This window comes from Sulfitobacter sp. SK012 (assembly GCF_003352085.1).
Lineage (GTDB): Bacteria > Pseudomonadota > Alphaproteobacteria > Rhodobacterales > Rhodobacteraceae > Sulfitobacter.
Genome location: NZ_CP025804.1, coordinates 4,545,658 through 4,558,351 on the forward strand (window position 1 = coordinate 4,545,658; position 12,694 = coordinate 4,558,351).

Genomic DNA, 12,694 nt, shown 5'->3' on the forward strand with positions numbered 1-12,694 from the left:
CCTCCCTTCACCCTGTGGCACCTTGGGACATGACGCAAGAATCTTTCCCAACATGGCCCGAAGTAGCCGCCGATCTGGTCAATGTCGCTGCGGGCCGCGCCCCTGCAGACACGATCATAACCGGTGGCATTTGGGTCAATGTTCATACCCGCGAAGCTCTCCCGGATCATGACATCGCAATTACACGCGGCCGCATCGCTTTTGTTGGACCAGATGCCAGCCATTGCCGTGGCTCTGAGACTCAGATCATTGAGGCCAATGGCCGCTACATGATCCCGGGCCTGTGCGATGGCCACATGCATGTCGAAAGCGGCATGCTGACGCCAGCTGAATTCGCCCGTGCTGTGATCCCGCATGGCACTACATCGATGTTCACCGACCCGCATGAGATCGCCAATGTGCTTGGTTTGCGTGGTGTACGCATGATGCATGACGAAGCGCTTTTGCAGCCCATCAACATGTTCACTCAGATGCCCTCCTGCGCGCCCTCCGCGCCGGGAATGGAAACAACCGGGTTTGAAATCAGCGCCGAAGATGTGGCCGAAGCAATGGCATGGCCGGGTATTATTGGCCTGGGCGAGATGATGAACTTTCCCGGCGTGATCAATGCCGACCCTCAAATGCTTGCCGAAATGGCCGCGACCCAGAACGCGGGCAAAACCGTGGGTGGGCATTATGCGTCACCCGATTTGGGTCCAGCTTTTGCGGCCTATGTCGCTGGCGGTGCTGCGGATGACCATGAGGGCACCTGTGAAGCAGACGCCATTGCCCGAATGCGGCAAGGGATGCGGGCAATGATCCGCCTTGGGTCTGCTTGGTATGATGTTGAAACCCAGATCACCGCGATCACCGAGCGCGGTCTGGATCCGCGCAACATGATCTTGTGCACTGATGATTGCCACGCCGCGACCTTGGTGAATGACGGCCATATGAACCGCGTGGTGAAACACGCCATTGAATGCGGGTGCGACCCTCTTGTGGCGCTCCAGATGGCCACGATAAATACCGCTACTCATTTTGGGTTGGAGCGTGAAATAGGCTCGCTTACCCCCGGGCGCCGCGCAGACGTAATTCTGACGCCAGACCTCAAAACTCTCAAGATAGAGACTGTTTTTGCGCGCGGTAAGATCGTTGCTCAAGACGGTGTCTGTCTTGTGGAATGCCCGCACTATGATTGGCCTGATGACGCACGAAATACGGTGCGCATGGGCAAGACACTAGTCGCATCAGATTTCGACATACCCGCACCCAAAGGGGCCAACGCCGTAACGGCCAATGTCATCGGTGTGGTGGAAAACCAAGCACCGACCAAAGCTCTCCAATTTGAGCTGCCTGTAACAGATGGCCGCGTTCAGGCCACCGGTGAAGTCTGCCAGATCGCACTTGTAGAGCGCCACCGTGCCACCGGCGGCGTCGTTAACGCATTCGTCTCGGGATTTGGCTATTTGGGCCCAATGGCGATGGCTTCAACCGTGGCCCATGACAGTCACCATATGATTGTCGTTGGCACCGACGCGGATAACATGGCGATGGCTGCAAACCGACTGCGCGAAGTCGGGGGCGGCATCACTGTCTTCCGCGATGGCGTCGAGTTGGCGTTGATTGAGTTGCCCATTGCCGGCTTGATGTCTGATAGCCCTGCCTCGCAAATCGCCGCTGGAACGGAAAAAATGATGCAAGCCATGCGGGACTGTGGGTGCACGCTGAATAATGCCTACATGCAACATTCCTTGCTGGCGTTGGTTGTGATCCCGGAACTGCGGATCTCGGACCTTGGTCTTGTGGATGTGCGTACCTTTGAATTTACCGATGTTATTGTGTCGTGAAATTGATATTCACTCCACCCCGAAACGACGACGAAAGGACCCGTATCAAGGGTCAGAAATGCGGTCTCCCGACATGAATTTGGAAGACACGAAAATGACGAAAGAAGAACCAAAAAGGTTCAGTTAGAAAAATAGACGGGCGTCCTTCGCCCCAAGAAAAAATGAGAGCAATATTATGAGTACTTCAATAATCCTGACGCCCGATGCGCCAACTGCCAAATCCTTTACAGACGCCACAGCCGCTGTAGACCGCCTGACGGAACTTTATGCTGAAGCCACCACATTCCTAAGCGACGGGTTTGCGTCGGCCATGCAGAACACCCCAACAGGCAACCGCATTCGTGCATTTTATCCCGAGGTCAGGTTCACGACATCAAGCTATGCGCAGGTGGATTCGCGACTGGCATTCGGCCATGTCTCTTCACCCGGCACCTTTGCCGCGACGATCACCCGGCCGGATTTGTTTCGGAATTATCTGATCCAGCAGATTAAGCTGTTGATCGACAACCATGGCCAGCCCGTTGTGATTGGCCAATCTGCCACACCGATTCCGATCCACTTTGCGATGTCCTCGGATAAAACGGTTGAGATCCCTCAGGACGGCGCAGCTGACTTCACCTTGCGCGATGTCTTTGATGTTCCAGATCTGAGCACCACTAACGATGATATCGTGAATGGTACCTACAACGCACCTGATGATGTGCGCCCTCTTGCGCCCTTCACCGCGCAGCGCGTGGATTATTCGCTGGCGCGTCTGGCACATTACACCGCCACCGATCCTGAACATTTTCAGTGCCACGTCCTGTTTACCAACTACCAGTTCTACGTGACTGAGTTTGAGGATTATGCCCGCTCGGTCTTGCGTGACCCTGACAGCGGCTACACGTCGTTTGTCAGCACCGGCAATGTTGAGATTACCGATGGCGATGCGATGCTGCCTCTTTCCGCCAAGACACCTCAAATGCCAACGTACCACCTCAAGCGCGAGGACGGTTCCGGCATCACGTTGGTCAACATCGGCGTGGGTCCCTCAAACGCCAAAACCGCGACGGATCACATCGCCGTATTGCGCCCCCATGCGTGGCTGATGGTCGGGCATTGTGCAGGGCTGCGAAACACACAGGCTTTGGGCGATTTTGTCCTCGCTCACGCCTACCTGCGCGAAGATCACGTGCTTGATGATGACCTACCTGTTTGGATACCAATTCCCGCCTTGGCTGAGATCCAGATCGCGTTGGAGCAGTCCGTAGCACAGGTGACCGAACTTGAGGGTTATGAGCTCAAGCGTATCATGCGTACTGGCACCGTCGCGACCATCGACAACCGCAACTGGGAGTTGCGCGACCAATCCGGTCCGGTCCAGCGCCTTAGCCAATCTCGGGCTGTTGCGCTTGATATGGAAAGCGCGACAATTGCCGCTAATGGATACCGCTTTCGTGTTCCTTACGGTACGCTGTTATGTGTCTCCGACAAGCCCCTGCACGGCGAATTGAAGCTGCCTGGCATGGCCTCAGACTTCTATAAAACCCAAGTTGCACGGCATTTGATGATCGGAATCCGTGCCATGGAACGGTTGCGGGATATGCCCTTGGAGCGCATTCACAGTCGGAAATTGCGGTCATTTGACGAAACTGCCTTCCTCTGAAGGTAAAAAACAGCAAAAAACAGCACTTTTTACCGAAAATTCACCCACTATTCGTTGTGTTATCCCACAACATACCGTTACATTCTGTCCGTGAGGCCCCACATTCGGGCGGACGAAGGAGAATAAAAGATGGCAACCAAACCAATGACAAAAACCCAACTCGTCGCCGCATTGGCAGATGACATGGGCACAGACAAAAAAGCAGCCGGCGCCGCACTTGAAGCGGTTTGCGGCTTGATCACGCGTGAAGTATCTGGCGGCGGTGCCGTTACACTTCCAGGCGTTGGCAAAATCTACTGCCGCGAGCGTCCTGAGCGTATGGTGCGCAACCCTGCCACCGGCGAACAGTTCAAGAAAGAAGCGGACAAGGTTGTGAAAATGACCATCGCCAAAGCGCTCAAAGACAGCGTGAACGGCTAAGTTCTCTGGTCCAGAGACAGCTTAAAGGGGTCGCTTCATGCGGCCCTTTTTTGTGCCTTCTGTCAGGGTAAATACCAACCAACCCTGCGTTCAATTGCGCGCCCGATAGCCACCCAACGATCTATCATTTGAAGTGCTGCGCGTCCTTATCGCCAACCGATCTGGTGCACTTATGAAGCGCGGCTCAAATGGACAGGCCGCGACACCAAATTTTCGCGATCCAACACTCCCCGAGATGCGGTCAATTGGGGATCAACCCTAGGGCGTGATCCACACGCCATTGCCCTCCCCCCCTATTTACGAAACTGTCTAATTTGTAGTTTTCTCAAAAGGACGCGTTCCGTGGACATTCGCGCAATCTTGGTGGGCCTAGCCTTTGCGCTAATGTGGTCCTCGGCCTTCACTTCGGCCCGCATCATTGTTGCGGACGCATCACCGTTGTTTGCCCTGTCGCTCCGGTATCTGATCTCGGGTTTGATTGGCGTGGCGATTGCGCTGTTCTTGGGCCAAAGCTGGCGCCTGACTCGCGCCCAATGGCGCGCCACGATCATCTTTGGCGTACTTCAAAATGCCGTTTACCTAGGCCTCAACTTCGTCGCGATGCAAACCATCGAAGCGTCGCTCGCTGCCATCATCGCCTCGACCATGCCACTCGCGGTCGGACTTGCCGCATGGCTCTTGCTGGGCGAACGTTTGCGTCCGCTTGGCATGGTGGGGCTTGTCGCAGGGATTGGCGGCGTGGCGCTGATCATGGGCAGCAGGCTAAGCGCCGGTGTCGATCTTTATGGTGTGATGCTGTGCACCATCGGCGTTGTCGCGTTGACGGCCGCGACCCTTACTGTCCGAGGGGCAACTTCAGGCGGAAATTTCATGATGATCGTCGGCCTGCAAATGCTGGTGGGCTGCATCACACTGTCGCTCGCCACGCTTCTGTTTGAAACACCGCGCCTTAACCCAAGCTGGCCGCTCGCGATCGCATTTACCTACACCTGTCTGGTTCCGGGACTTGCCGCGACTGCGTTGTGGTTCTGGCTAGTCAACCGCATCGGTGCAACGCGTGCGGCGACGTTCCACTTTCTCAACCCGTTTTTTGGCGTGGCAATCGCCGCTTTGCTGCTGGGCGAACAGCTTGGCACCCGCGATGTGATCGGCGTGGTGATTATCGCGGCTGGCATCCTCGCTGTGCAACTGTCGCGCAGCGCCAAGGCGTGATTCCGTTTGCGACACACACATGCCGCAGAACAGAGCCACTCGCTGCGTTTGCTATGCTAATCTTTGCCCATGAATATTCCGACCCCGCCGGCCGACGGCCCAAAACACTATGCTTTTCTTCTGGTTCCAGGGTTCTCAACCCTTGGGTTCTCCTGCGCGATTGAGGCGCTCTCGCTCGCAAATCACCACCCGACACGCCAACAGTTCTACAGCTGGCGGCTGATCTCAGAAACTGGCACGCCGGTGCCTGCCTATAACGGCGTGACCTTCAACGTAGACAGCGCTCTGACCGACCTTTCTCGCGATGAGACTTTGATCGTTTGCGCTGGCGAAAACGCGGGCCAGGGTTGCAGCAAGGCAATGCTCGGCTGGCTGCGCCGCGAGACCCGCAAAGGCATGGATTACGGTGCCTTGTCGTCCGGCACTTACATCCTTGCTCTGGCTGGCCTGATCGGCGGCAAACGCGTCACCACCCATTGGGAATATAAAACAGCGCTTGGCGAAATGCTGCCCGATGTCATCATGGAAGACACAATTTTTTCGGTTGATGGGCGGGTCTTTACCTCTGCAGGGGGGGCCGCATCGATGGATATGATGCTGCACCGGGTGGCCGACGACTTTGGACCAGAACTGGCCACTTGGGTTGCAGATCAGATGGTCTATACGGTGCCACGCGCCAATTCTGCAGGTCAGCGTATGTCACTGCAATCACGCCCCGAAATTCGCAACGGCAAACTGTTGCTGGCCATGCAAGTGATGGACAACAACATCGAAGACCCACTGCGCCCTGATGAAATTGCCGATATTGTCAGCCTATCCACCCGCCAACTTGAACGGTTGTTTTCCAAGTACCTGCATACATCGCCGAAACGCCACTATTTGCACATCAGGCTGGAAAAGGCGCGCAATCTGCTGCAGCAAACCGATCTGTCCGTCACGGATGTCTGTATGGCCTGTGGTTTCAAATCCCTGTCGCATTTCTCCAAAAGCTATCGCGCAGCTTTCGGCATCTCACCGGGGCTAGAGGCGACACATGGCAAAGTACTCTGGTCTGATGGTGCCTAATTAGGCTCTAACATTTGCGAAAAGTAGCAATCCGCGCTTGGTCATTCTTATGTGCATCTGTCGCGTCAGACCCGTAGATATGCACCGTGCGCAGCTCAAAATCTGTCAATTGGGTCTCTAACGCCTCAAAGGCCGCGGCAAAGCCAAGCGAGACGTAGTGCTCTGCATTGATCGCCAACACAAACAATGCCCGTGTGCGGGCGACACGCAACAGCTCTTTCATTGCTTCAGGCCCCACATGCCCATGGGTAAATGTCCCGGCGCTGATCACAGCGCCATAAATACCGTCCTTGATGTCCAACGGATGGGTCAAATCAGCTTCGATGGCAGTTCGGTAAAGACCCTTTTTCATCGCCACACCCAACATGTCGGGTGAAATATCCAGCGCGTCGATCTCAAAGGTCGCGCGGACAGGAATATTCTCAACGACCAGCCCCGTCCCAGCGCCCACATCCAACACTGGCCCCAAGCCATTCATTTGTTCTGCAAAAACCAGCGCGACCAGTTGGGGAAGGCGGTAATCCATATCTTTGGCGAACTCGGCGTCATAACTGCCCGCCCAATCGCGATAGAGCGCTCGGTTTTCATCGGGTGTCTCAACCGCATATGCAGCATCAAGATCGGGTGTTTTATGCGGCATGGCGCAGCTCCTGCAGTAAAATGAGCCCCAACTTGTTCAGAACGGCACCCAGCTTGCAACACACGACCATCTTACGCAATGAGCGCAGCGTTGAAATCCACTCCAAACACATCCCTCCAAACCGCGATCCACGGCATTCAGTCACATTTAGCTTCACAACTTGGTATAAACCCTTTGAATTTCCGCATCTCACCCCATCTAATACGGCAACACCAGCGCAAGGAGCAGCCCATGCCTAGCTACACAAAAAACCCGGACGTGATTGCGACGCTCTCACCCGAAGAATTCTACGTCACCCAAGAAAGCGGCACCGAACGCCCCGGCACAGGCAAGCATTTGAACAACAAAGAGCCGGGCGTCTATGTCGATATCGTCTCAGGCGAACCCTTGTTTGCCTCCGCCGATAAGTACGAATCCGGATGCGGCTGGCCCAGTTTTACCAAAGCGATCGAACCTGCAAACGTTGCCGAACTAACCGATGCCACGCTTGGCATGGTCCGGACCGAAGTGCGCAGTGCACACGGAGACAGCCACCTCGGTCACGTATTTCCCGACGGCCCCGCAGATCGCGGTGGCCTGCGCTATTGCATCAACTCGGCCTCTCTGCGGTTCATCCACAAAGATGACATGGCGGGCGAAGGCTATGGCGATTATCTGAACCAAGTGGAGGATGTGACATGAACGAACAACGCTCAGTGCTAGCAGGTGGATGCTTTTGGGGCATGCAAGATCTCATCCGTAAACGTCCTGGTGTGATCAGTACCCGCGTAGGATATTCCGGCGGCGACGTGGCGAACGCCACCTACCGCGACCATGGTACCCACGCCGAAGCGATCGAAGTAATCTTTGATGCAGATATTCTAAGCTACCGTGATCTGTTGGAGTTGTTCTTTCAAATCCACGATCCCTCAACGCTGAACCGCCAAGGCAATGATCGTGGTCTTGCCTACCGCTCAGCGATCTATTTTGAGGATGAGGCCCAGAAAGACACCGCATTAGACACGATTGCGGACGTCGAAGCCTCAGGCATCTGGCCCGGCAATGTTGTAACCGAAGTCGAACCGGTTGGTGAATTCTGGCAAGCCGAGCCCGAGCATCAAGATTATATTCAGCGCATCCCCCACGGCTACACCTGTCACTTCCCACGCGCCGATTGGGTTCTACCAAAACGCGCGGCGGCTGAATAAGCAGACTATCCTTCAGCAACCCTGGGGCGGCCTGCGGCTTCTACGGTCACGGTCGCCTCAATGAACACCTCGCGCGCTTCGATCCCCGCTTTGCGGATGTCGCGCGCGATACTAACCTGAATATCAGCAGCCCCCGCGGCTTGGGCCTGGGCGAGCGCCACATCCTTCAAAACAGTCTCTAATCTAACCATCGCCGCTTCTGAATCCGCGAAATCCTCTGGCCCTTCGGTCAGGTGGACGCGGTATTTACCCTCGCTTGGCGCCGTCACGGTTCCGCTTTGCCGCATGGTCACGCGGCCGACAACGGCCCCAATCGCATTGGCCACACCGGCATGCTCTGGCAAGATCATCTGCGTACCCAAACGTTCACCAACCTCCGGATAATACGTTTGTGCTGACGCCCCCAGACCAATGACGGGCAAGTTCAATCCCGTATCAATCCGCACCAACCCTCGGTGCCCACCCAACCCCTTTTGCATCAGCAGGTGCTGTGCGAGCGCTTCTGGAGCTAGGTTCAACGGGGCCTCTTCTTCAGACAAAGCAGTCTCTAATAGGGCGATAACGGTCTGGTGACGTAGCCGGTCCAATATGATCTGCGCCATATCCCCGGCAGTTTGAGCCAGCATGACGCCAGCCCCCGTGCGCCGCCGTCCGAGCAACAGCAAAGCTTTGCGCGCCGCCTCGTTATCCCAAGCGTCATTTAAGCCCAAAACATGGCTCGCATCTGATGGGGTCACCCCCGCGATCTGGACCAATCCCCGCTCCACCAATCGGTTGAGCGCGCTAAATTCCACCCGCGCCCGCAATACATCACCCAATGGATGCAGCGTGTCGCCAATTCGATCCAGCAACCCAGCCTCACGTTCAGAAATACCTTCTTGCGTTTGGCCCTGCACAGCCCGGACAAACCGCCCGTCGTATTCTCCCGGCGTGGCGTTGCGCAGCTGAGCATCAAGCGTGTCATGCACCACATCGGGCGCATCAAGTGCCGCCAACGACACTGGCAATAAGCGCCGCGGCCCAAGGGTCACGCCGCCTTGCAACCCATCGGTCAAGAAATGCGCTTCGCTATCCCCACCGAGCCCCGTCGTGCGCATCGCAACAGCTTCAACCATCGTGCGGTAAGGACCAACCCGCGCGCCCGCTGGGTCGATCGCAGGTCGGCCACCTCGAAGCAGCGCCACATCTGTTGTCGTTCCGCCAATGTCGCTGACCAACGCATCTGAGGCACCGGTCATCCACCGCGCCCCAACAATCGATGCGGCAGGCCCGCTGAGGATCGTTTCAATGGGCCGTTCCCGGGCCTGAGCACTTGAAATCAGGGCACCGTCCCCGCGCACCACCATCAGCGGCGCGGTTACGCCAAGCTCGGTCAACATATGCTCTGCCCGACCAATCAACCTGTCGATCATCCCAATAAGCCGCGCATTCAACACCGCCGTCATCGCGCGCTTGGGTCCGTTCAACCGCGCAGACAGTTGATGCGACGCCGACACAGGCCGACCGGTGATCTGCGCCACCAACTCTGCGGCCCGCAACTCATGCGCAGGGTTTCGCGTGGCGAACTGGCTGGCGACGGCAAAGCCACTCACATCGTGCTTATGTGTCTCTAAAAAGGAAATTAGCGCAACTTCATCCAGCGGTAACGCCTCGCCACCTGCATGGTTATGTCCCCCAGACAGCACCACATGCGGATCGCCTTTCAAAGCCCCGCTTAGCCCCTGTGTCTCCAAATCGCGCGCTTTAAATCCGATATAGATCAGCGCGACACGCCCACCCTGCCCTTCAACCAACGCATTGGTTGCAAGCGTTGTGGACAAAGAGGCCATCGATACATCAGCCGCCGCGGTCCCCGACTGCTCCAGCACCGCGCGCACGGCGCTACCCACACCAATGGCCAAATCATGCCGTGTGGTCAGTGCCTTGGCACTTGCAATCACGACCTCTTCGTCGCGGATCAGCACCGCGTCGGTATATGTCCCACCTGTATCTACACCCAACAGCACCGCCATCGGTCTCTCCTTATTCCTGTCACGTAGGGTGTAATCGGAACCGCCAGTACCGCCAGCCCAAAAGCGACCTTATGCCAGACGCATAACCGCCCAGCGCGCCGCATCTGCAACTGCGGGGTCTGCATCTTCTAACAACATTTGCGCGGTAGGGATCAGGGACGCCATCCCCGAGTTCCCAATCGCATAAAGCACGTTGCGTACAAACCGGTCCCTGCCAATCCGCTTGACGGGGGAGCCGGAAAATCGCGCCCGAAAGCTGGCATCATCAAGCGCCGCAAGCTCTTCCAAAGGCGCCGTTCCTGCACTCCCGTGATACCGAATGTCGCTCGCAGCAACCGCAAACTTGTTCCATGGACACACCGCCAGGCAGTCGTCACATCCATAAATGCGGTTGCCCATTTGCGCGCGTAGATCTTCGTCAACCGGGCCTTTGTGTTCGATCGTCAGATACGAAATGCAACGCCGCGCATCGAGCCGATACGGCTCCGGAAATGCCTGCGTCGGACAGATATCCTGACACGCTGTGCAGTTGCCGCAATGATCAACTTCGGGAGGGTCAACTGGCAGCTCAAGTGTCGTAAACACAGACCCTATAAAGGCCCAATTTCCCCAATCCCGGCTAAGAAGATTGGTGTGCTTGCCTTGCCAACCCAGCCCTGCCGCCTGACCCAGCGCCTTTTCTGGCACCGGCGCAGTATCAACAAACACTTTCACCTCGCAAGGCTCCTGTTCGATCAACCAACGCGCCAAACGTTTTAGCCGTTTCTTGACCACATCATGATAGTCGCGACCCTGCGCATAGACAGAAACAGAGCCTAAATCGGGGTATTCTAGCGCTTTTAATGGATCATGCTTCGGCGCATAACTCTCTGCCAACATGATCACAGATCGCGCTTCAGGCCATAGCGCCGCTGGGTTTCCACGCCACGCAGCGCGGTCTTCCATCCAGCTCATTTGTCCGTGATATCCGGCTTCCAGAAAAGCATCCAACCGCGCGGGCACCTCGGGGACGTCCCACGGGCGGCACACACCGGCCGAGACAAACCCCTCTTCCAACGCGCGCGCGACGAGGGCTTGTTTCAAATCCACCAAACCCGCCTAGAAATCTAAATCACTGTAATGCGCTGGCGGACGGAAGCCAGACACCTGATCTGCCAGAATAGACCGAAACGCCGGTCGCGATTTAATCTTGGCGTACCAATCCTTGACCACATCGCTGCGGTTCCAATCGACGTCCGAAATGTAATCAAGCGACGACAAATGCGCAGCGGCCGCAAAATCCGCCAGTGTCATTGCATCTCCGGCCAGCCAGCGCCGATGATCCAGCAACCATGCCATGTAATCTAGATGGTATTTGATTGCCTTCGCACCCGCTTTGACATTACCGCTGTCTGGGTATCCTTGCTGCATGACCTTCTTGTTGATCCGTTCATACAAAAGCTTAGACGTCACGTCGGCATGGAATTTGTCATCAAACCAACTGACCAACCGGCGCACTTCGAGCCGTTGCAACGGATCAGACGGCAACAAGGACGGCTCAGGCCGTGTCTCTTCGATATATTCGCAGATCGCCGCGCTTTCGGACATCGTGTGTCCATCCAGAAACAACACAGGCACTTTGCCCGCCGGGTTGCGCTGCATAAAATCTGCGCTTTGCTCCCAATATCGCTCTTCAACAAGCTCAACCTCGATCTTTTTTTCGGCAAGGCTAAGCCGCACTTTTCGGCAAAAGGGCGATAGGGGGACGTGAAACAATCGGGCCATGATCTATCCGCAAATTCTGGAGCTATCCTTCAATGCCTTGCGCGCCGAAGTTTTTCAACTCTCGAAACAAGCTGCGCGGCCATCTTTGCCGATTGTTGCCGCTCCATCGCGTATTTGCGCGCTGCGTTTGCGAATATATTTTGTGGGCTTTGAGGCCGAGCGTGTTTTGGGCGATGGCAAGATCGCTGCCAACCGCGCCGCTTGGGTCGGGCTCAGTTTGGCGGGGGTGACGCCAAAGTAATGTCTGGCCGCTGCACGCACGCCAAACACGCCCTCGTCGAATTCCGCGACATTCAGATAAACCTCAAGAATGCGCCGCTTGGGCCAGATCGCCTCAACGATTGGGGTCATGCCCGCTTCCATCGCCTTGCGAAACCACGACCGCCCTTGCCATAGATACACGTTCTTGACGGTCTGCTGGCTCAAGGTTGAGGCACCGCGGTTCGACCCCTGGGCAATCGCCAACCGGATCGCCTTGACGTCAAACCCCCAATGCTCGCAGAAATTAGCATCCTCAGCCGCCACAATAGACCGCGCCATAACCGGCGCAATGTCATCCATGGGGATCCACGCCTGCTCTACGCTGCCCAGCCTCCGGCCCTCGCCAAACATATAAGCCGTCGTTGGCGGATCAATGAACCGTCCCAGAACCACGGCCCCCACGATGACGATAAAAACCACACAGATTGCGCGCAGGCAAAACCACCGAATGCGCTGAAACACAGTCCGGGTTGGTGTTGTTTTGGCGGTCTTTGCCGTCTTGGATTTGCTCGTACGTTTTGCCATGCAACAGCTATAGATCTCGGCGGTCGATTTGGGAACGCCCATCACGCGCGCGGATGATATCTGTCCTGGCGTTGTTCAAAAACGCCGCGCCTCGCAAAAGCATACGCCGCGCAAGGACTCCCCTGCGCGGCGTCATG

12 protein-coding genes are annotated in these 12,694 nt (G+C 56.4%); 7 read left to right on the plus strand and 5 right to left on the minus strand.

Translation table 11 applies throughout. From position 1 onward, the window contains the following. Window positions 1-29 precede the first annotated feature (29 nt). The 5 genes from ade to C1J03_RS22185 all read left to right on the plus strand — a co-directional run bounded on the left by ade (window position 30) and on the right by C1J03_RS22185 (window position 6,168). Window positions 30-1,826 (plus strand): adenine deaminase, encoded by a 1,797-nt coding sequence (ade, locus tag C1J03_RS22165; protein WP_114888554.1) that lies wholly within the window; start codon window positions 30-32, stop codon window positions 1,824-1,826. Window positions 1,827-2,001: 175 nt separating this feature from the next. After that, complete coding sequence (locus tag C1J03_RS22170) at window positions 2,002-3,471, plus strand: AMP nucleosidase (protein WP_114888555.1); 1,470 nt, start codon at window positions 2,002-2,004, stop codon at window positions 3,469-3,471. A gap of 129 nt (window positions 3,472-3,600) precedes the next feature. Further along, window positions 3,601-3,891: an HU family DNA-binding protein gene (locus C1J03_RS22175; RefSeq protein WP_114888556.1), complete on the plus strand. Its 291-nt coding sequence runs from the start codon at window positions 3,601-3,603 to the stop codon at window positions 3,889-3,891. Window positions 3,892-4,233: 342 nt separating this feature from the next. Then, window positions 4,234-5,103, plus strand: a complete 870-nt coding sequence (locus C1J03_RS22180) for a DMT family transporter (RefSeq protein WP_114888557.1) — start codon at window positions 4,234-4,236, stop codon at window positions 5,101-5,103. Between the two features lie 69 nt (window positions 5,104-5,172). Continuing rightward, window positions 5,173-6,168: a GlxA family transcriptional regulator gene (locus tag C1J03_RS22185; RefSeq protein ID WP_114888558.1), complete on the plus strand. Its 996-nt coding sequence runs from the start codon at window positions 5,173-5,175 to the stop codon at window positions 6,166-6,168. A gap of 7 nt (window positions 6,169-6,175) precedes the next feature. Here C1J03_RS22185 and C1J03_RS22190 read toward each other — a convergent pair whose 3' ends face one another. Then, window positions 6,176-6,808, minus strand: a complete 633-nt coding sequence (locus C1J03_RS22190; RefSeq protein WP_114888559.1) for a class I SAM-dependent DNA methyltransferase — start codon at window positions 6,806-6,808, stop codon at window positions 6,176-6,178. A gap of 231 nt (window positions 6,809-7,039) precedes the next feature. On the opposite strand from C1J03_RS22190, the gene msrB reads away from it, so the two are divergent. Both msrB and msrA read left to right on the plus strand, forming a co-directional pair. Further along, entirely contained in the window at window positions 7,040-7,489 is a 450-nt protein-coding gene (gene msrB, locus C1J03_RS22195; RefSeq protein ID WP_114888560.1) for a peptide-methionine (R)-S-oxide reductase MsrB, read from the plus strand. Beyond that, the gene (gene msrA, locus C1J03_RS22200; protein WP_114888561.1) at window positions 7,486-7,995 is read left to right on the plus strand and encodes a peptide-methionine (S)-S-oxide reductase MsrA; all 510 of its coding nucleotides are present in this window, start codon (window positions 7,486-7,488) and stop codon (window positions 7,993-7,995) included. The genes msrB and msrA overlap by 4 nt, the downstream gene beginning before the upstream one ends. 5 nt (window positions 7,996-8,000) lie before the next feature. Here msrA and C1J03_RS22205 read toward each other — a convergent pair whose 3' ends face one another. The 4 genes from C1J03_RS22205 to mtgA form a co-directional block, all read right to left on the minus strand. After that, window positions 8,001-10,007, minus strand: coding sequence for a hydantoinase/oxoprolinase N-terminal domain-containing protein (locus C1J03_RS22205; RefSeq protein WP_114888562.1), 2,007 nt, complete (start codon window positions 10,005-10,007; stop codon window positions 8,001-8,003). Between the two features lie 69 nt (window positions 10,008-10,076). Continuing rightward, window positions 10,077-11,099 carry a tRNA epoxyqueuosine(34) reductase QueG gene (queG, locus tag C1J03_RS22210; RefSeq protein ID WP_114888563.1) on the minus strand — a complete coding sequence of 341 codons (1,023 nt, stop codon included), beginning with the start codon at window positions 11,097-11,099 and terminating at the stop codon, window positions 10,077-10,079. A 6-nt stretch (window positions 11,100-11,105) separates the two neighbouring features. Next, window positions 11,106-11,771, minus strand: a complete 666-nt coding sequence (gene fzlA / locus C1J03_RS22215) for an FtsZ-binding protein FzlA (RefSeq protein ID WP_114888564.1) — start codon at window positions 11,769-11,771, stop codon at window positions 11,106-11,108. 54 nt (window positions 11,772-11,825) lie between these two features. After that, window positions 11,826-12,557: a monofunctional biosynthetic peptidoglycan transglycosylase gene (gene mtgA / locus C1J03_RS22220; RefSeq protein WP_114889147.1), complete on the minus strand. Its 732-nt coding sequence runs from the start codon at window positions 12,555-12,557 to the stop codon at window positions 11,826-11,828. Window positions 12,558-12,694: the final 137 nt, after the last annotated feature.

Bases quoted from the DNA above. Each gene is read 5' to 3' on its own strand.
- ade (WP_114888554.1), top strand. From the start codon at position 30: ATGACGCAAGAATCTTTCCCAACATGGCCCGAAGTAGCCGCCGATCTG.
- C1J03_RS22170 (WP_114888555.1), top strand. From the start codon at position 2,002: ATGAGTACTTCAATAATCCTGACGCCCGATGCGCCAACTGCCAAATCC.
- C1J03_RS22175 (WP_114888556.1), top strand. From the start codon at position 3,601: ATGGCAACCAAACCAATGACAAAAACCCAACTCGTCGCCGCATTGGCA.
- C1J03_RS22185 (WP_114888558.1), top strand. From the start codon at position 5,173: ATGAATATTCCGACCCCGCCGGCCGACGGCCCAAAACACTATGCTTTT.
- C1J03_RS22190 (WP_114888559.1), bottom strand. From the start codon at position 6,808: ATGCCGCATAAAACACCCGATCTTGATGCTGCATATGCGGTTGAGACA.
- msrB (WP_114888560.1), top strand. From the start codon at position 7,040: ATGCCTAGCTACACAAAAAACCCGGACGTGATTGCGACGCTCTCACCC.
- msrA (WP_114888561.1), top strand. From the start codon at position 7,486: ATGAACGAACAACGCTCAGTGCTAGCAGGTGGATGCTTTTGGGGCATG.
- C1J03_RS22205 (WP_114888562.1), bottom strand. From the start codon at position 10,007: ATGGCGGTGCTGTTGGGTGTAGATACAGGTGGGACATATACCGACGCG.
- fzlA (WP_114888564.1), bottom strand. From the start codon at position 11,771: ATGGCCCGATTGTTTCACGTCCCCCTATCGCCCTTTTGCCGAAAAGTG.
- mtgA (WP_114889147.1), bottom strand. From the start codon at position 12,557: ATGGCAAAACGTACGAGCAAATCCAAGACGGCAAAGACCGCCAAAACA.